We start from the raw sequence: 18,427 nt of genomic DNA on the forward strand, positions 1-18,427 counted from the left end.
CCGACAAGTTCGGCTACCTTCGCAGGGCTACCGCAAGGAGGATGTCGATGGATCGCACGGCTTCGCACCGCCGGCGCTTGAAGCCACTGCGTCGGTCGCGCATCCGCGACTACCGGGGCGGCTGGGCGGTCGTGACCGGCGCGGCCCGCGAGGTCGGCCTCGGCTACGCGTTCGCACGGCAGTTGGCCGCCGAAGGCGTGAACCTGATTCTCGTCGACGTCCTCGACGAGGAGCTGACCGCCCGCGCCGCCGAGCTGCGTGGTGATTTCGGCGTCGAAGTACGGGCCGTGCCCTGTGACATGGCCGATACCAACGCGATTGAGCTGATCGAGAGTGCCGCGACCGGCGTCGATATCGATGTGCTGGTGTGCAACCACATGTTCACGCCCGCGGATACTCCGAGAATCTTGGACATGTCGCTCGATGTGCACCGCCGCATGATCGATATCAATTCCCGTGGCTACACCGACCTCGTGCACCGCTTCGGAAATCAGATGCGCTCTCGGGGAACGGGTTCGATCATCATCGTCGCGTCCGGCGTCGGCCTCACCTCAAGTCCTTTCACCGGTGCCTACGGCGCGAACAAGGCGTTCCAGATCGGCCTCGGCGAGGCGCTCTGGTTCGAACTGCTCGGCAGCGGGGTCGACGTGCTGGTGATGGTGGGTGGGCTGATGAACACCCAGGGCGACCTCTTCGACAGATACCCCCAGTGGCTGATCTCCGAACCGCATGCGGTGGTGCGACGGGTGCTCGCGGCGGTAGGCCGCAAGCACATGTTGGTGCCGAGCCTGCCCAACCGGCTGTTCCTGCTCGCCCAGACCCGGCTGATGTCACGCCGGCGTGCAGTGGTGTCGATCGGGGAATTCATGGCGAAAGGCCTCGGGAAGACGGACTGATCATCACGGTTTGACCTCCGAGTGATTGCGAAGCAGTTCGCGGGGTCGAAGTCGACGTTCGCCGCACCGTAGATTCTGTAGGTGCACCGTCGGACGGCCCTCAAGCTCCCCCTTTTCCTGGCAGCGGGCTCAGCGCTGACCCACCTGCCCACCGCCTCCGCGGCGGCGAACCGCTGGCCGGCGGCCCGTGCGAACAGTTGGTATGAGGCCCAAGGCTGGCTGGTCGGCGCCAACTACGTTCCCGTGACGGCAAGCAATCAGATCGAGATGTGGCAGGCCGGTACCTACGACCCGCGGCGCATCGACGGTGAATTCCAGCTGGCTCGACGGGTCGGGATGAACACCATGCGGGTGTTCCTGCACGATCAGCTGTGGGCCCAGGACCGTGCCGGATTCCTACGCCGCATGCAGCAGTTCGTCAACATCGCCTCCAACCGAGGCATCAAGCCGCTGTTCGTGCTCTTCGACTCCTGCTGGGATCCGCATCCGAAAGTCGGTCCGCAACGCGCGCCGACTCCGGGGGTGCACAACTCGGGTTGGGTGCAGGGACCCGGCGCCGACCTGATCGACGACCCCGCCTACCTTCCCGTGCTGCGCGACTACGTCGCCGGGGTCATCGGTGCGTTCCGCAATGACAATCGCATCCTGGGCTGGGACCTCTGGAACGAACCCGACAACCCCGCCAAGCAGTACCGCAAAGTCGAACGCGCCGACAAGCAGCAGGTGGTCGCCAAACTGCTGCCGCAGGTCTTCGAGTGGGCACGGTCGGTTGATCCCGTCCAACCGCTGACCAGCGGGGTGTGGCAGGGCAACTGGGCCTCCGGCCGCCGCAGCGCCATCGCCTCGATTCAGCTGGACAACTCCGACGTCATCACGTTCCACAGCTATGGCAACCCAGACGAATTCGACGCTCGCATAGACGAACTCGCCCCACTGGGCCGTCCCATGATGTGCACTGAGTACCTGGCCCGCGAGGAGGGCAGCACCGTCGAGGGCATCCTCCCCATCGCGAAGAAGCGGGGTGTCGGCGTCTACAACTGGGGACTCATCGCAGGCCGCACGCAGACCTACCTCCCGTGGGACTCCTGGGACAAGCCCTACAAGGAGGCCCCCAAGACGTGGTTCCACGATCTGATCCAGCCGGACGGTAGCGCCTATCGCCCCAGCGAGATCGCGACCATTCAGAAGCTGACGGCCAAGGCCCCGCCCGCCTGACATCACTCGGTCACCCTGCACCCAACGATTAAATGTCGAAGTCGTAAATTGCGGGCGATCGGCTGAGAGACACCCCGACAAGCGCATACGCTGCGTGGATGCCCGACTTCTCGCCGTCGCTGCCGCCGGCATTGGACAACGTGCCGTCTATCGAAGGGCAGCCGCTGCCCACGGCGGCGGACCTGGCCGGGCGGCCCTATGCCCTGCCCATCGACATCCTGGCGGAGCGGCACGGCCCGATCTTCTATGCGGACTGGAACGGCATCCGCAAGCTTTATGCGTGCTCGATGGAACTCGTCGACGACCTCTGCGATGAAAGCAGATTCGCCAAGAACATGACCCCGACGCTTGCCCGGGTGCGCCCACTGGCCGGGGATGGCCTGTTCACCGCGTACTACGGCGAACCGAACTGGCAGAAGGCGCACGACGTGCTCCTGCCGGGCTTCAGCTATGCGGGGCTGCGGAACTACCACGACGCGATGCTTCGAGATCAACGTGCAACTGGTCGATCGGTGGGATGCGGCCGCCGGACATACGCCGGTGAACGTCTCCGACGACCTGCAGAAGTTGGCGATGGATACCGTGGGGCTGGCGGGGTTCGGGGCACGGTTCGACTCGTTCGACCATGACGGATTGGCCCCCATTCCCGCGTGCTTCACCTCCGCGCTCGTCGAGTCCGTAACCAACGGCGAGACAACCGCGTTGGCGGCCGACCGCGCCACCCTGCACAGCTACTTCGACGAGTTGATCGCCGGGCACCGCGCGGCCGGCACGGGTGACGATCTGCTCTACGTCATGCTCGGCGGCAGCGGCGACGGTCAACCGCTGCTCGACACCGCAAATATCCGCAACCAGATCATGACGTTTTTGATCGCCGGTCAGCTCACGACCTCCGAGCTCATGCCCAACACGGTCTACAACCTGGTGCGCCACCCGGCGGTGCTGGCGCGCGTGCAGAGCGAAGTGGACGCGGTCTTCGGATCCGACGACGACTACCTGCCGACCTACGACGATATCGGCAAGCTCTCCTATCTGCGTCAGGTGATCAGCGAGACCCTGAGGCTGTCCCCTCCGGTGCTGAACTTCGACCGGATGGCGTTGGCGGACACCATCATCGGAGGCAAGTATCCGATCAAGGCCGGCGAAGCCGTGACCATCCTCACCGGAGCGCTGCACCGCCAGCCCCAGTGGGGCGACAACGTCGAACTGTTCGACCCGTCCCGGTTCGACCCTGCCGCCGCCGAGGGCCGCTCGACCTCGTTGTTCAAGCCGTTCGGCACCGGTGAGCGATCCTGTATCGGACGGCAGTTCGCGCTGCATGAGGCGGCCATGTTGATCGCCCGCCTCGTCCACCGCTACCGCCTGGTGGACTCGCAGCATTATGTGCTGCAGTGGGAAGGTCTGAGCCGGCGGCCCGTCGGGTTCCAGCTCGACCTCATCCGCCGCTCCCCCGCGGACCGCCACGTCGCGGTGGCGGAACCGTCGACGCCGGCCGTGGTGGGAACCTCGATGCCCGTCAGAGCGGGCACCACGCTGGCGATCCTGCACGGATCCAACCTCGGCACCTGCCGGGCGCTGGCAAAGCAACTCGCCGAGGAGGCCGCCGATATCGGTTGTGCCACAACCGTGGCGCCCCTCGACGACGCCGCCGGCGGGCTACCCGACGCCGATGCCGTTCTGATCGTCGCGTCGTCCTACAACGGGCAGCCGACCGATGATGCCCGCGGTTTCGTGGACTGGCTGTTCAGCGAGGACACTATTCTCGGCGGCAGCCCGCGCTTCGCCGTGCTCGGCGTCGGTGATCACAACTGGGCGGACACCTACCAGGCCGTGCCGATCCGAATCGACCAGCGGCTGAACGAACTTGGGGCCCAACCCCTGGTCCCGCGCGCCGCCGCCGATACCTCGGGTGACCTCACCGGAGCACTGGAGGAATTCACCACCGCGTTCTGGGCAGCACTGTCCGAACAGTTCGGCGACCCCGACGCGGCACCGCTGACCGACAACAACGAACCGCTCTACGATCTGAAGCTCATCACCGGCCCGGTCACCGCGGCCATCGACACCAGGTTTGCGGTGGAGCCGATGATCGTGGTGCTCAACGATGAACTGGTGAGCGCCGACAACTCGCTGGGTCAGGCCAAACGCTATGTCCGCGTGACCCTTCCGGATGACGTGGACTATCACACCGGCGATCACCTCACCGTGCTCGCGGACAATCCCCCCGACGTGGTGGACATGGTGCTCGAACTGCTGGGCATCGATGCGAACCTGCGGCTGTCGATCAACCCACGCCGCACATCACGGCGGCTCATCGCACTCGACCGCGAGGTCAGCGTCCGCGAACTCCTCACCCACTTCGTCGAGCTCCGCAAACCCGCGACCCAGAGTCAGCTTCGCCGGCTTGCCGCCACCAACCCTTGTGTCCCCGAGAAGCAGCGCCTCGAAGAACTCGCCGCGTCCGAGGAGCAGTGCGCGCTCAGCCCGTTGGAGTGTCTGCAAGAATTCCCGGCCTGCGCACTGACCGGCGCCGAACTCCTCGAGCTGCTCGAACCCATGACCCCGCGCCACTATTCGATCGCCTCGTCGTCCCGGCTCTCACCGAAGGAGGTGGCGCTGATCGTCAGCGTGCTGGACACCACGGCGCGGTCGGGCAAGGGACTGTTCAAGGGAGTCGCGTCCAACCATCTGGCGGACATCGCCCCCGGGGCGCACATCCGCGCCAGGGTGGACCCGGCCCGCCAGGCGTTCCGCGCGGGCGCGGAACCGGAGAAGAACGTGATCCTGGTCAGCGCGGGCACCGGTGTGGCGCCGTTCTGCGGGTTCCTCGGTGATCGGCTGGCGGCCAAACAAGCCGGGGCACCGTTCGCACCGGCACTGTGCTTCTTCGGGGTGCGCGACCCCGACGTCGACTACATCTTCCGGGAAGAATTCGAGGACGCTGAGCGCCAGGGCATCGTCGTGATGCGACCCGCGTTCTCCCGGGCGCCGCAGAACGGTGTGCGCTACGTGCAGGACCGGATCGCCGCCGACGCCGACCTTGTCTGGGAGCTCATCGGGAATCCGGCCAAGGACACCCATGTGTTCATCTGCGGGGACGGCGGCCGGATGGCCCCGGCGGTGCGCACGGCGTTCCGGGACATCTACCGGGCGCGTACCGGCGCCGACGAGGACGCGGCCCGCGACTGGCTGGAGGGCCTGGTCGCGTCCGACCACTACGTCGAGGACGTCTGGGCGGGCTGATCGGGAGCCCCGGGGCCACCGAAGCTGATCACCTCGCCGCGGTTGATCGAGACCCAGTCACGAGCCTCCAGATAGGGGCGGAAGGTCTCGGCGATCAGCCGCTCGTCGGCGCCGGTCTTGGGCCGCTGAAGCTCGTAGAGGTGTGGGAACTCGGTCCAGGCCAGGACGGCATCCCAGAGTCGGACGGCGGCCTGCCCGGTCGGCGGATCGAGGAGCACCGGCCCGAAGAGGCACTGCCCGTCGGGGAAGAACATCGTCGGTACGCCGTAACCGTCGGCATCGACCACCCGCCGGTGTTCGGCCAGCACCTCGTCGTTGGTGGTGGGGTCGGCGATCGCCGCCTCGACGAGCCCGGAGTCGAAGCCGAGTTCCGCAAGGAGGTGTTCGGCGACCGCCTTTTCATGTGGCTTGTGCCCGTCGACGTGCAGGGCCTTTCCGGCTCGGCTGTACCAGGCGTCCAGGTCTTCCATCGAGTTGCGGCGCAGCAGGGCGCCGATGCGCATCATCGACCAGCCGTAGGACCAGTCCCGTTCCCACGGGTGCTTTTTGCCTTCCTGACGGTTGATCTCTTCGAGGCTGAAGAAGCGCCAATTCACGGTGAGGCCGGTCTGCGCGCGCACCTCGCGGATCCACAGCGAGGTCTGATATGCGTAGGGGCACATGATGTCGAAGTGGAAATCGACGGATGCGGGTGGGTTCGTCACATCGTGAACCTGAGGTTGCGGGCGGCCCGCTCGCCGAGTTCCGCGTCGCCGTTCCACCTGATCGCACCGGAGTCGATCGCCTGTTGAGGATCGATGCGTCCGCAGGCGAGCTGGATGAATGTGGTTGATTCGGCCATGATCTCGACGTCCGGATGCGGCAGGTGGTCGACCATGGTGGCCTTGCCGTCGACGGCGATGTTGAGATCGCGAACGATCGGCCCGGTGAGGTGGAAGGCGATGCTCTTGCCGTCGGGCAGTCCGATCTTCTTGCCGACGATGTAGCCCAGCGAACCCTCCACCTCGCCGAGTGCGATCTCGGCGTCGACGCCGGTGTCGTCGGTCTCGATGCCCAGCGGGGTCGCGATATCGCGTTCATGGACCCAGAAGTCGAAGACCCGGATCTCCAGGAATCGCCCGTAGGTTTTCGGGCCGACCGGCGTCCAGGAAGGTCGTTGCAGATCCACCTCGGTCAAGGAGGCGAGATTGCGCCGGCGGTGATCGTAGATGGCGCAGACCTTTTCGAGGAAGGCCGCGTTGTCCAGACCGGCGGTGTCGCGTTCGCACTCCGTCATCTTCTCCAGCGGCGGAAGCGCCGCGGCGTCCTCGGGTAGCCAGTCAGACAGCACCGCTTCAATGCTGGTGACATGGCTGACGACGGCTCGGACATTCCAGTCCGGGCAGAGCGACTGCGCCTGCCAGTCGGCGTCGTCGAGTCCGGCGCAGATGGTCTCCGTGGCCTGAAAGGACCGTTCGGTGGCGGTACGGATCTCGCCGAGGCTCCTCATTGTGCGACCTCCGCGCACCGGTTGGGTGCGTCTGTTGCACGTGAGCCGAATCGTGTTCGTGTCATGGACTTTTGACCTCCTCAGATCAGGTTCGGGGCTGATGGTGTTGCCAGTACTGCTACGACCGTACTGCGCCAGTGCCGGCTGCTCGGGCGTGGGATCGTCAAGCCCGAAGATCGAATCCGGGCGGCGCACGAAAGGTGCCAGCGTCAGGTGCGGAAAGATCAAGCAGATCTGGAGTCGCTCGACGCATGTCTCTAGTCCGAGTGTCCACAGCCGCTGCACATTTCACGATTGAAACCAATTCCGTCTTCACACAGAAATACATGCTGACAAGAGAATTCATAAGTGAATAGGGGGATCTCTCACCGGATCGTGCAACAGACCCTTTACCGACACCGTCTCTACATACGTACAGATTACTCGGCGGCGTCACCTGGATCGGCTGCCGGAGCGTCCGCCTTCTTGGCGTCGAGTTCCGCTTCCTTCTCCGCCCTCGCGGCGGCACGTTCGGCCTTCTTGGCGTCGCGTTCCGCTTGCTTCTCCGCCTCCGCGGCCGCACGTTCGGCCTTCTTGGCTTCGCGTTCCGCTTGCTTCTCCGCCTCCGCGGCGGCACGCTCGGCCTTCTTGGCGTCGCGCTTCTCGGTAGGTGTCTCCAACGATGCGCTGGCGATGTCGGTCGGAGACGCGGTGGCCACCTTCACGGATTCGGTACTGACCATCGGCGACGCGGTGGCCACCTTCACAGGTTCGGTACTGGCCATCGGCGATGCGGTGTCCACCTCACCCGATGGCAACGCAGCCCGCAGGGACTCGACGACCGTCTCAGCGGTGTCTTCGGTGGACAGGGAGACCCGTTGGGTACGCGCTTCCGGTTCGGCAGTGGGAGCGGGAACGGTGATCCCGCTGCCGTGGGCGGGAAGGCGGTAGTCCGCGTCGATGATCGGACGCAAGATGTCGTCGACCCATCGCGCGACGCCGTTGAGACCGATCCACGTCAGCGGGACGGCGAGCGGAATCAGGTCGGTGTGGTTCACCACGTAGTAGGTGCCGCCGGACTTCCAAATGCGGTTCACCTCGCCGTTTGGGTCGGCGGCGAGGGCTTCGAGAATCCCCTCCTCGGTGTAGGGAGCGTCGTCCACCTCGTCGTACTCGTTGTGGATGGTGAACATGCCCATCGTTGCGTTGAGGGCGGAGAGCAGCCCTAGTCTGGTGGGCCAGTTCCCCCAGCCGTCGTATTGCTGGACGATGGTGATGACCGCATACCCGCTGTCCTCAGGGGTGGACGGGTCGGTGAACCCGAAAAAGTCACGGAACCCGCCTGGGGATTCTGGGCTTCCCACCGTCACAAAGGTGACGTCGCCCTGACGAGCGGCCGTGGCACCGTGGATGTCCAGCCATCCGGTGATGACCTGCCCGCCCTGGCTGAGACCGAAGACGGTGATGCCCGTGCTCTGATCCTCGATCAGGGTCTGATGCAGGTTGGCGATACCGGTGGGAATAGAGCCCGCGCTCAGGTCGGCGGGATGCTCGATGACGGTGCACTGCCCCTGTCCGCACGGGCGTCCCGAAAGCACGGGCGTGACCGCGTCGCCGCGGCCCAGGAGCAGCGGCTGGATTCCGTAGGTGTTGGCTGTGAGCCCCACCTCGCGCGCGGCGGTCTGCACAGGGGCGGTGTGCGCCCCCACACCCGATACCAGCGCGGCGGCGCAGAAGAGGGCGGCTGCCGCACGGACGGGTCCTAGCATGGTCACCTACCAGGTGAGGGCGGATGAATCGCAACCTATAACACGGCTCCCGCCCAGCGCTGAGTTGTTGGGAACTTTGCGGAAACAGGGTCCAGGAGGGAGTGCAGGAGCAACTTCCTCAATACCTCAACGCCCACGCTTGCAGAAAACTGAAGACGCTCTCCATAGCCGCGTTGAGTCAGACCAGCACAAATCGAGGTTGCGCATGTGAGTACGCATTTCGTACTCTTTAAGAGTACGAAATGCGTACTTGAGGAGTGAACGTGGCGCCAACCCGCAGCACGCCGATTCCTGCCGCCCTGGCACAGGCTCCGCTGCGGACGATCCGGCCCCGCGATGCCGGCGCTGTGTATGCCCATCCCAGGACCCAGCTGGTCCGACTGGCCGATCATGGTCTGCTCCACCGCCTCGCCGACGGCTACTACGTTGTCGTTCCCCAGGACATGGTGGGACGTCGGTGGATCCCCGACCTGGAGGCCGCCGCCGCGGGAATCGCCACAACGATCTACGGCCATGACGACATCGTCGTCATGGGACTCAGTGCCGCACGTCTGCACGGAGTCCTTCCGCGCGCCGTGGCAACCGCAGTCGTGGCAGTGCCACGCCGACACCATCCCATCGCACTGACCGATCGTCCCGCGGTCGTGCGGTTCGTACAGCGCGACACCCGCAGTCTCGACGCCGAACGCATCCCTACCGAACTGGGGCCGGCATTAGTGACCACGCCTGAACAGACAGTCCTCGACCTCGCCCACCGCCCAACCCTCGGCGATAACGAATCCGACGTTCCTGACACTGTCGCCGCCCTGTACTCACGCAGCGACAAGAAACGCCTCCAGCGCCTCGCCACCGAACAACGCCGCCTGGCATCCCTGCGCCGGGCAGAAGACTGGGCGGAAGTTGATCATCGACCCTGACGAACGCGACTCGGTCGCAACGCAGTTCGGTGTGTCCACCGAACAAGTCGAGCGCGACCACCTTATTTCCCACATCCTCGCGTTCCTCAGCCGTGAGTTCGGTGACCGCCTCCACTTCATAGGCGGCACCGCCCTGGCCCGTACCCACCTTCCCGACGGACGGCTGAGTGAGGACATCGACCTCATCGCCATCGGCAGCCGCAAAGCGGTGGCCAACGAGCTCGACGCCACACTCCCCCGCGCCGTCGCGCGCACCCACGGCAAGCTGACCGTCGAACCCGCCCTAAGCGTTACAGCAGATACCCTGCCGGTGCTACTGCGCCCTTCGGACCGACGCCCAGTGCGCCTCCAATTGCTATCCGCACGCGACCGGGTCGTGTGGCCGACGGAACGCCGCGATCTATTACAGCGCTATGCGGAAGCACCCGCTGCTGAACTGCTTGTGCCAACTCTCCCCGCGTTCGCGGCGTCGAAGACGGCGACATGGACGGACCGGCACGCAGCCCGCGATCTCTGGGACCTTTGGGCACTTAGCCGAGTCGGCGCTATTGACGCAGACGCTGCGGCGCTGTTTCGGCGGTACGGACCAACCAACAAGGCGCCGACGCTGCGCATGTTCGACCGAACCCCGACGGACGCCGAGTGGCAGGCGCAGCTGGCCGGACAGACCCGCCTGACCGTGACGGCAGCCGAAGCGCTCGCCGCCGTACGCGAGGCGTGGCGGCAGGCATTACGAGCTGCGAAGACGGTCATGAACGGTGAATAAACGATGAGTTCCCAAGAGTTGATCTTGAGAAACACCCTCTGAAGTGGGGCGGGCGGGGCTCGAACCCGCGACCAAGGGATTATGAGTCCCCGGCTCTGACCAACTGAGCTACCGCCCCGACGCGTATAGCGGCACCTATGTTCGCACAGCGCCCCCGACCGGCCCGCACCCCGGTTACGCTCACCGGGTGATCAGATTCCTGCTGCGCATCGCCGTGTTCCTGGGGTCCTCGGCCATCGGGCTGCTGGTCGCCTCGCTGATCGTGCCCGGCGTGACACTGCGCCCGCTCGGATTCCTCACCGCGGTGGTCATTTTCACCGTCGCGCAGGGCATCCTGTCGCCGTTCTTCCTCAAGATGGCCAGCCGCTACGCCTCGGCCTTCCTCGGCGGGATCGGCCTGGTCTCCACTCTGGCCGCACTGATCCTGGCCTCGCTGTTCTCCAGCGGTATCAGCATCCGCGGCATCGGTTCCTGGGTCGCCGCCACCGTGCTCGTCTGGCTGGTCACCGCGGTGGCCACGTTGGTGCTGCCGATGCTGGTGATCAAGAAGAAGACCGCCACCAGCTGAAGTCAAGTGCTGCGAAAATCGTGTGCACAGACGCGCCCGCGGCGTGGACCGTCGTCAAGATCCTGCGCACCGTCGAGCTCTTCAAATCGTCGAAGGTGTAAGAGATCTGGCGTTTGACCGACCATGTCGAGCGCCTAGAGAAAAAGACCGAGCCGCAGACCAACGACTATCTGTTCCGCCGCAGCGAGCCCGCAGACGCCGGCGCGATGGGACGACCGGTCACCCGAGGGAGAGAGTTCCTGTCGGGCTGATGGACCAGCGGTCGGCCAGCGCCGACACCCAGTCGTGCACTGTATGAGGGTCGGCAGGCGGACCCTCGACCAGCACCAACTCGTCCACGCCGAGATCGGCCAGCGGACCGACATCTGCGATGCGCGGTTCACGAAGGGCCACGGCCAGCCGCAGTTCACGTGGATCGCGACCGCTCTCCGCACACCTGCGGCGCAGAAACGCGATGCGCTCGGCCACCGTCGGCACGTCGGCCAGGTTGAAGCCGTACCAGCCATCACCCCACGCGGCCACCCGGCCCAGGGCAGCATCACTGTTGCCGCCCAGCACGATCGGGATGCTTCCTGCGACGGGTTTCGGATTGACCCGGATCGAATCGAAACGGACGAAATCGCCGTCGAACGAAGCCACGTCCTCGCGCCACAGCATCCGCATCGCCGCGGCATACTCCGCCGTGCGCGCAGTACGCCGTTCGAACGGGACACCCAGCGCGTCGAACTCCTCACGAGACCAGCCGACACCGACCCCGAGGGTGAAGCGCCCCCCGGACAGCGTGTCCAGGGTCGCCGCCTGCTTGGCCATCACCACCGGATTGTGTTCGGGCAGCAACAACACGCCGGTCGCGATACCGATCGTCGAGGTCGCCGCGGCGGCGAAGCTCAAACCGATCAGCGGGTCGATCCAGTCGGCGGTCGACGGCACGGCGATCTGCCCGTCGTCGGAATACGGGTAGCGGGACTGCGAACTGTCCACCATCACGACGTGTTCACCCGACCACAGGGTGGCGAAACCGCAGCGCTCAGCGGCGACCGCGACGGCGTCAAGAATCAGACGATTGGCCCCGTTGCCGATGCCCAGTGCGTGCAGGCCGATCCGCATCGGATGATCGTCTCACGTGGCGATCCCGGGTGTGCCGTCAGCTGAACACGGGCTGCCCGTCGACACCCAGCAGGTAGTGCTCCACCCCGTCGGCCACCCGTGGCGTATCGCCACCGAGCGCGACCGCGATCTTGTTGGTGCCGTTGCGCATCACATCCAGCGTGATCTCCAGGGCCTGCTCGGCCGAGAAGTGTTCGAGCACAACGGCGGCCGCCTCGTCGACCGATGACGGTGTCCAGATCAGCGCATCGACATAGCGCAGCGCCGCCTTGTGCGCCGGCGTCAGCTGCTCGGACTCTCCATAGGCCCCGATGTCGTCATACAGCGACTCGGTGCCGCCCGCATCCAGGGCGGTCGTCTCGCGCAGCGACTTACAGAGCCTGCAGTTGTGCTGGGTGGCCCCGCGCAGCCGGATGATCTCGGTGGTCAACGGGTCCAGCCCGCGCATCGCGCCGACCGCGGAGGTGAAGCGGTTCAACAGCGCATCCGCCGGATGGGTGGCGTGATCCCAGCCGTCCGGGTCCGGAAACGTCAGGCCCAGCGCGCTCAGCCCGGCGCGCACCCGGGGCACGAAATCGGCGACGTACATCAGCGCCGCCACCCCGAGCACCTCGGCCCCGTACGCGGCCATCAGAGCGGCCCGCTGCTCGGCAGACACCCCGGCGACGTCGACGCTGAACTGCTCGGCGAACTCGGCCAGCACCGGATCCGCCTCCGGGGATGCCGTCACCGCCTCAAACGGCAGCGGCGCCAGCCCCACCGCCTGGGCGCACACCGTGCGCATCAGCATGTTTTCGCGGGTGAGCCCGTCCGGGGAGAGCGCCACCAGATCGGTCAGTAGGTCCAGCACGGCCTTGATCCTCCCCCACAACGCACCTGAGTCGGCGGAAACCTCGAAACTTCAGGTGTGAAAGTGCGATGTGGTGGGCGAGGTAATGTTGCGGGCATAGGGGCCGCTCAGGCCTCATAGTAAAGGGCTCGCTATGTCTGATAAATCTGATCGAAAAACTATGACCCGACGCTCCGTCCCATCGCGTTCGGCTGGCTGCGCATGACAACCACTGAGGCGGAACTACTTTCACTCGGCGTCATGGCCCGCTCGCGGAAACCGAACGAGCAGCGGCTGCCGATTCACCCGGCGCACTTCAGCAGGATCGAACCCGAACTTCGGCAGCGGATCTTCCTGGAGCACGGCTACGGCGAGGACTTCGGCGCCACCGACGAGGGGCTGGCGGAACTCGTCGGCGGAATGAGGTCCCGGGCGGAGCTGATCGCCGAGTGTGACGTCATCGTGTTGCCCAAGGTGCAGGCCGAGGACCTCGCGGCGCTGAGAGTGGGGCAGGTCGTCTGGGGGTGGCCGCACTGCGTGCAGGATTTCACCCAGACCCAGGTCGCCATCGACCGGCGGCAGACGCTGATCGCGTTTGAGGCGATGAACCACTGGCAGGCGGACGGGGGCTTCGGCTTGCACGTCTTCCACAAGAACAACGAACTCGCGGGCTACTGCTCCGTGCTGCACGCCATGCAGCTCGCCGGCGTGACCGGCAGTTACGGTCGCCGACTGCGGGCCGCTGTCCTGGGCTTCGGCGCGACGGCCCGCGGCGCGGTCACCGCCCTGAACGCACACGGTGTCGACGACGTCCGGGTGCTCACCAACCGCGACGTGGCCGCGGTCGGGTCACCGATCCCGTCGACTCAGATCATCCAGATGCGGCCCGATGACGACAACCCCGAGCAGATACTGGCCGACACACCGGACGACGGCGCCGTACCGGTGGCACGCCTGCTGGCCGAGAACGACATCGTCGTCAACTGTGTGCTCCAGGATCCCAACGCTCCCCTGATCTTCGTCACCGAGGACGATCTCGCGGCATTCACACCGGACAGCCTGCTCATCGACGTGTCCTGTGATGCCGGAATGGGTTTCAGCTGGGCGCGCCCCACCTCGTTCACCGACCCGGTCATCGAGAAGGCCAATGGCATCCACTATTACGCGGTGGATCACAGCCCGTCCTACCTGTGGAACTCGGCCACGTGGGAAATCAGCGAGGCGCTGCTTCCGCATATCGAAACGGTCCTCAACGGACCTGCCGCGTGGGATGCCAGCGCGACGATTTCGCGCGCCATCGAGATTCGGGACGGCACGATCATCAATCCCGAGATCCTCAAATTCCAGCGCCGCGAAGAGGCCTACCCCCACCTGACCTAGCGGCCTCGGAGAGGCGCCTACTGCGCCTGACTGACCGAGGACATGTGAAAGTCGGGAATCCGCAAGGACGGCATGGTCGCCCGGGTCGCCCAGTCGCCCCATTCCCGCGGCAGGGTCGGCTCGCTGATGCCGGCCTCGGTGGCGCGGCGCAGCAGATCCAGCGGGCTCTCGTTGAACCGGAAGTTGTTGACCGCAGCGGTCACCGCCCCGTCCTCGATCAGGTAGACCCCGTCGCGGGTCAGCCCGGTCAGCAGCAACACCGCCGGGTCCACCGTGCGGATGTACCAGAGCGTGGTCAGCAGCAGCCCGCGTTCGGTGCCGGCGATCATGTCCGCCAGCGATCTGGTCCCGCCCGTCATCAGCAGGTTGTCGGCCGGAACCGTCACCGGCGCACCGAATTCCGCGGCCGCGGCCCGCGGGTAGGCCAGCGCGTTGATGGTGCCATCGCGCAGCCAGTCGACCCGGCCGATGTCCATGCCGTTGTCGAAGATCGAGGACTGCTCCGAGGAACGCGACGCCACCACGAACGGCGTGCACTCCTGCCCCGGCGCGGCCGGATCCGAATACAGCGTCAGGCCCAGATCGGTGAGCTTCTCCCCCACCCGGGTGCCGCCGGGTGCCGACAGCGCGGTGCGACCCTCCTGCGCACCGCGGCCATCCATGCTCCAGCCCAGGTAGATGAGCATGTCGGCGACGGTCGACGGCGGCATCAGCGTCTCGTATCGACCGGCGGGCAGCTCGACCGTGCGCGCCGCCCAGCCCAGCCGGGTCGACAACTCGTCGAGCAGACCGTCGGTGGGCACGTTGACGAAATCGGGTGTGCCGACGCCGGCCCACGCGCTGGCACCGCCACGTTTGGCGTTGATCTCCACCGAGCCGGTCGGCTGGGTGAAACGCCGGCGCAGCCCGCCCGAGGTGGCCACGAACGTGGTCTCCAGGATGTGCCGGGCGTACCCGTAGAGCCGGTCCTCGCCGCGGAAGCCGCGCACCAGACTGGTTGCCACATCGGCGAATACGTCGGCCCCGGTGCTCGGCACGGGTGTGTCCCAGTCCTCGGGGGCCGGCCCGCCGGGCAGCGCGGGGGCATTGTCGCTGGCCGCCGGCGCCGACGTCGCGGCGGCCTGGGACGCCGCGACCAGCGCCGCGAGGGCGGCCTGATCGACCTCGGTGGAGCTCACCGACCCGACGTGCGCCTGCTCACCGCGGCGCACCACCGAGATGACCGTGGTGCTGCGGCCCCGGGATTCGCCGTTGGTGGTCATCGAATTGCCGGCCCAGCGCAGCGACGCGTCGGCGCGGTCGGTGACGATGACGGTGGTCTCGTCGGCACCGCCGAGGCGCGCGGCCTCGGCGAGCACCTGGTCGACAAGCTGCTGTGCGGCGATCATGAGCGGCCCGATTCGGCTTGGGTGTTCAGCACATTCACTCCTCGGAACAGTGCCGACGGGCAGCCGTGGCTGACCGGCGCGACCTGGCCGGGTTGGGCCTTACCGCAGTTGAAGGCTCCGCCGAGCCGCCACGTGGACGGCCCCCCGACGGCTTCCATCGATCCCCAGAAGTCGGTGGTGGTGGCCTGGTAGGCGACATCGCGCAGCTGTCCATCCAGCTTGCCGTCCCGGATACGAAAGAACCGCTGCCCGGTGAACTGGAAGTTGTACCGCTGCATGTCGATTGACCAGGATTTGTCGCCGACGATGTAGATGCCCTCGGACACCCGGGAGATCAGGTCGTCGGTGCTGAGGTCCGCGGCGCCCGGCTGCAGCGAGACATTCGCCATCCGCTGGATCGGCACGTGGTGGGCGGAGTCCGCGTAGGAACATCCGTTGGACCGTGACTCCCCCAGCCGCGGCGCGAACACCCGGTCCAGCTGGTAGCCGACGAACAGTCCGTCGCGCACCAGGTCCCAACTCTGCGCGCGCACCCCCTCGTCGTCGAAACCGATGGTGGCCAAGCCGTGTTCGACGGTCCGGTCGGCGGTCACGTTCATCACCGGTGAGCCGTACTGCATGCTGTTCAGCTTGTCCGGGGTGGCGAACGAGGTGCCGGCGTAGGCGGCTTCGTAGCCGATGGCCCGGTCGTATTCGGTGGCGTGCCCGATGGATTCGTGGATGGTGAGCCACAGGTTGGACGGGTCGATGACCAGGTCGCATGCGCCGGCGGTGACGGTGGGCGCCTTCACCTTCTCGGCCAGCAACGCCGGCAACTCGGCCAGCTCGGCGCTCCAGTTCCAGACGCTGTCATCGGCGACGGCCTCCCAGCCGCGCGCCGTCGGCGGTGCCAGCGTGCGCATCGTCTCGAACGATCCGGCCGACGGGTCCACGCTGACAGCCTCCAGCGACGGCTGCACCCGCACCCGCTGCTGAGTCGTGGAGGTGCCGAAGGTGTCGGCGTAGTAGGTCTGCTCCTTGACCGCCTGCAGGCTGGCCGACACGTGGTCCACACCGTCGGCGGCCAGTAGTCGTTCCGAATAGTCGGCGAGCACGGCGATCTTGTCCGGTCCGGGCACCGTGAAGGGATCGATGCGGTAGTCCGACACCCAGCTCAGGTCGTCATAGACCGGCTCGGCGGCCAGCTCGATGCGTTCGCCGTTCAGCGGGGCCAGCGTGGTCGCGACCCGCACGGCGCGGCGCGCGGTGTCGGCGGCGACGGCCGGATCCAGTTCGGCGTGCGAGGCGAAGCCCCAGGTGCCGTCGACGATCACGCGCACCGCCAGCCCGATCTCGCGGTCCAGGGTGGAACTCTCCAGCTCGCCGTCGCGTAGCTGCACGACTTCGGTGGTGAGGCGGTGGATCCGCAGATCGGCGTAGCTGGCCCCGGCCGCGCGGGCCGCCGACAACGCGGCATCGGCCAGCGCCCGGCGGGGCAGCGCGAGGAAGTCGGGGTCGACGGTTCGACGTGTCACGGAACCCACCGTAATGGCAGGAGATTGTCGTCAGGGGCGGGTGGTCGCCGCGCCGCCCCTGACGACGGGTGGAAAGTGCTAGCGCAACGGGTCGAAGGCACGCAGGGCTTCGGGTTGCTTACCGGTGGTGATCTGTTCGGTCAGCAGCCGGCCGGTGACCGGTCCGTGCGCCAGGCCCCACATGCCGTGCCCGCCGGCCACATAGAGCCCGGCGCTGACCTGCCCGACCACCGGCAGTCCGTCCGCGCTGACCGGGCGCGGGCCGACCCAGACATCGCTGCGTCCCTCCCAGCGCACACCGTCGAGCAGGCGGGCCGCCGAGTCGACGATCGCGCGCACCCGGGCCGGGACCACGGGCTCATCGGGGCCGCGAAATTCCATGGTGCCCGCCACCCGCATCGCGCCACGGTAGGGCGTGCAGGCCACCCGCACGGTCGGCAGATAGATCGGGCCGGGCATCGCGCGGTCCAGCGGGACGGTGAACGAGTACCCCCGGCCGGCCCGGATCGGCACCCGGATCCAGTGCTCGGCGAGGTGGGGTAGCCATGCGCCGGTGGCCAGGACGACGGCGTCGGCGGTGAGGTCCTGACCACCGGCGGTGCGCACGACCACCCGGCCGTTGGTGCTCACATCGACGACGCGTTCGGTACGCAGCGTGGCACCGCGTTCGATCACCGCCCGCCCCAGTGCGGTCACGAACCGGCCGGGGTCGACGTAGCGCTGCCCTTCGACGGCCAGCGCCACGGTGGCGTCCGGCGCCGCCAGCGGCACCGCGTCACGTAGCGCCGCCCCGCTGAGTCGGCGGGTCTGCACCGGCAGTCCGGCACGCTCGAGCATCCCGATCTCGGCACCCAGTTCGTCGGCCGCGGCGTCGTTCTCGAACAGCGCGACAATCGGCGAGTCGGTGACCGGTGCGTCCACCCCGTTGGCGACGAGAACGTCGAAGGCCTCCACACATTCGGCGTTGAGCGGTTGGTTGGCGCGCACCACCCGCTCGGCGGAGGCATGGTTGCAGTGGCGCGCGAAGCTGGCCAGGAACCGGGCCAGCCCGAAGTCGGCGCGCAGTGGAATATGCAGTGGGGCCGAGGAATTGAACAGGGAACGCAACCCGTAGCCGAGGACGCCGGGCTGGTTGAGCGGAAGGGTCAGTGCCGGTGAGACCCACCCGGCGTTACCCCAGGACGAACCGGCCGCCACCCCCTCGCGGTCCACCACGGTGACCGCGACACCGCGCTCCTGCAGGAACCACGCCGTGGACAACCCGACGATCCCGGCTCCCACCACGATGACACTGCGCGGCCCCTCGCCGACGCGATCGACGCCGACCATGTGATCCCTCCGCTCCTTGGCTGGTAGTCACACCATCA

15 protein-coding genes and 1 tRNA gene are annotated in these 18,427 nt (G+C 66.8%); 7 read left to right on the forward strand and 9 right to left on the reverse strand.

Annotated elements, in window-relative coordinates; all coding sequences use genetic code 11:
* Positions 1-47 precede the first annotated feature (47 nt).
* The 3 genes from C6A86_RS18045 to C6A86_RS18055 all read left to right on the forward strand — a co-directional run bounded on the left by C6A86_RS18045 (position 48) and on the right by C6A86_RS18055 (position 5,354).
* Positions 48-896: an SDR family oxidoreductase gene (locus C6A86_RS18045; protein ID WP_158263324.1), complete on the forward strand. Its 849-nt coding sequence runs from the start codon at positions 48-50 to the stop codon at positions 894-896.
* Between the two features lie 81 nt (positions 897-977).
* Positions 978-2,111, forward strand: coding sequence for a cellulase family glycosylhydrolase (locus tag C6A86_RS18050; RefSeq protein WP_105365433.1), 1,134 nt, complete (start codon positions 978-980; stop codon positions 2,109-2,111).
* Positions 2,112-2,606: 495 nt separating this feature from the next.
* Complete coding sequence (locus C6A86_RS18055) at positions 2,607-5,354, forward strand: cytochrome P450 (protein ID WP_311100816.1); 2,748 nt, start codon at positions 2,607-2,609, stop codon at positions 5,352-5,354.
* Here the strand turns inward: C6A86_RS18055 and C6A86_RS18060 are convergent.
* The 3 genes from C6A86_RS18060 to C6A86_RS18070 form a co-directional block, all read right to left on the reverse strand.
* Positions 5,327-6,058, reverse strand: coding sequence for a DsbA family protein (locus C6A86_RS18060; RefSeq protein ID WP_105365431.1), 732 nt, complete (start codon positions 6,056-6,058; stop codon positions 5,327-5,329). The two genes, C6A86_RS18055 and C6A86_RS18060, sit on opposite strands and share 28 nt — an antisense overlap.
* A complete protein-coding gene (locus C6A86_RS18065) occupies positions 6,055-6,843 on the reverse strand; it encodes a maleylpyruvate isomerase family mycothiol-dependent enzyme (protein WP_105365430.1) in 789 nt (262 codons plus the stop codon). Before C6A86_RS18065 ends, C6A86_RS18060 begins: the two co-directional genes overlap by 4 nt.
* A gap of 419 nt (positions 6,844-7,262) precedes the next feature.
* On the reverse strand, positions 7,263-8,591 hold the full coding sequence (locus C6A86_RS18070) for a PE-PPE domain-containing protein (RefSeq protein ID WP_142407065.1): 1,329 nt from the start codon (positions 8,589-8,591) through the stop codon (positions 7,263-7,265).
* Between the two features lie 263 nt (positions 8,592-8,854).
* Between C6A86_RS18070 and C6A86_RS18075 the strand changes: the two genes are divergently transcribed.
* Together C6A86_RS18075 and C6A86_RS18080 are read left to right on the forward strand one after the other, a co-directional pair.
* Positions 8,855-9,508, forward strand: a complete 654-nt coding sequence (locus C6A86_RS18075; protein ID WP_105365456.1) for a type IV toxin-antitoxin system AbiEi family antitoxin — start codon at positions 8,855-8,857, stop codon at positions 9,506-9,508.
* Positions 9,498-10,274 carry a nucleotidyl transferase AbiEii/AbiGii toxin family protein gene (locus tag C6A86_RS18080; RefSeq protein WP_105365455.1) on the forward strand — a complete coding sequence of 259 codons (777 nt, stop codon included), beginning with the start codon at positions 9,498-9,500 and terminating at the stop codon, positions 10,272-10,274. Before C6A86_RS18075 ends, C6A86_RS18080 begins: the two co-directional genes overlap by 11 nt.
* 44 nt (positions 10,275-10,318) lie before the next feature.
* On the opposite strand, the gene C6A86_RS18085 is transcribed toward C6A86_RS18080, so the two are convergent.
* A tRNA-Ile gene (locus tag C6A86_RS18085) sits at positions 10,319-10,392 on the reverse strand.
* 69 nt (positions 10,393-10,461) lie between these two features.
* On the opposite strand from C6A86_RS18085, the gene C6A86_RS18090 reads away from it, so the two are divergent.
* Positions 10,462-10,842 (forward strand): phage holin family protein, encoded by a 381-nt coding sequence (locus tag C6A86_RS18090; RefSeq protein WP_105365428.1) that lies wholly within the window; start codon positions 10,462-10,464, stop codon positions 10,840-10,842.
* 219 nt (positions 10,843-11,061) lie between these two features.
* Here the strand turns inward: C6A86_RS18090 and C6A86_RS18095 are convergent, their stop codons facing one another.
* Positions 11,062-11,949 (reverse strand): LLM class F420-dependent oxidoreductase, encoded by an 888-nt coding sequence (locus tag C6A86_RS18095; RefSeq protein ID WP_105365427.1) that lies wholly within the window; start codon positions 11,947-11,949, stop codon positions 11,062-11,064.
* A 37-nt stretch (positions 11,950-11,986) separates the two neighbouring features.
* Positions 11,987-12,799 (reverse strand): carboxymuconolactone decarboxylase family protein, encoded by an 813-nt coding sequence (locus C6A86_RS18100; protein ID WP_105365426.1) that lies wholly within the window; start codon positions 12,797-12,799, stop codon positions 11,987-11,989.
* Between the two features lie 240 nt (positions 12,800-13,039).
* On the opposite strand from C6A86_RS18100, the gene C6A86_RS18105 reads away from it, so the two are divergent.
* The gene (locus C6A86_RS18105; RefSeq protein WP_396833811.1) at positions 13,040-14,158 is read left to right on the forward strand and encodes a N(5)-(carboxyethyl)ornithine synthase; all 1,119 of its coding nucleotides are present in this window, start codon (positions 13,040-13,042) and stop codon (positions 14,156-14,158) included.
* A 17-nt stretch (positions 14,159-14,175) separates the two neighbouring features.
* Here the strand turns inward: C6A86_RS18105 and C6A86_RS18110 are convergent, their stop codons facing one another.
* The 3 genes from C6A86_RS18110 to C6A86_RS18120 all read right to left on the reverse strand — a co-directional run bounded on the left by C6A86_RS18110 (position 14,176) and on the right by C6A86_RS18120 (position 18,389).
* A complete protein-coding gene (locus tag C6A86_RS18110; protein ID WP_105365424.1) occupies positions 14,176-15,546 on the reverse strand; it encodes a metallopeptidase TldD-related protein in 1,371 nt (456 codons plus the stop codon).
* The gene (locus C6A86_RS18115) at positions 15,543-17,060 is read right to left on the reverse strand and encodes a TldD/PmbA family protein (protein WP_105365454.1); all 1,518 of its coding nucleotides are present in this window, start codon (positions 17,058-17,060) and stop codon (positions 15,543-15,545) included. Before C6A86_RS18115 ends, C6A86_RS18110 begins: the two co-directional genes overlap by 4 nt.
* 78 nt (positions 17,061-17,138) lie before the next feature.
* A complete protein-coding gene (locus tag C6A86_RS18120; protein ID WP_311100817.1) occupies positions 17,139-18,389 on the reverse strand; it encodes an FAD-dependent oxidoreductase in 1,251 nt (416 codons plus the stop codon).
* Positions 18,390-18,427 lie beyond the last annotated feature (38 nt).

Source organism: Mycobacterium sp. ITM-2016-00316 (assembly GCF_002968335.2).
In the GTDB taxonomy this organism is placed as follows: Bacteria; Actinomycetota; Actinomycetes; order Mycobacteriales; family Mycobacteriaceae; genus Mycobacterium.

Coding starts and splice junctions, on each gene's coding strand:
- C6A86_RS18095 (WP_105365427.1), bottom strand. CDS start 11,949: ATGCGGATCGGCCTGCACGCACTGGGCATCGGCAACGGGGCCAATCGT.
- C6A86_RS18045 (WP_158263324.1), top strand. CDS start 48: ATGGATCGCACGGCTTCGCACCGCCGGCGCTTGAAGCCACTGCGTCGG.
- C6A86_RS18065 (WP_105365430.1), bottom strand. CDS start 6,843: ATGAGGAGCCTCGGCGAGATCCGTACCGCCACCGAACGGTCCTTTCAG.
- C6A86_RS18070 (WP_142407065.1), bottom strand. CDS start 8,591: ATGCTAGGACCCGTCCGTGCGGCAGCCGCCCTCTTCTGCGCCGCCGCG.
- C6A86_RS18105 (WP_396833811.1), top strand. CDS start 13,040: ATGGCCCGCTCGCGGAAACCGAACGAGCAGCGGCTGCCGATTCACCCG.
- C6A86_RS18110 (WP_105365424.1), bottom strand. CDS start 15,546: ATGATCGCCGCACAGCAGCTTGTCGACCAGGTGCTCGCCGAGGCCGCG.
- C6A86_RS18120 (WP_311100817.1), bottom strand. CDS start 18,389: ATGGTCGGCGTCGATCGCGTCGGCGAGGGGCCGCGCAGTGTCATCGTG.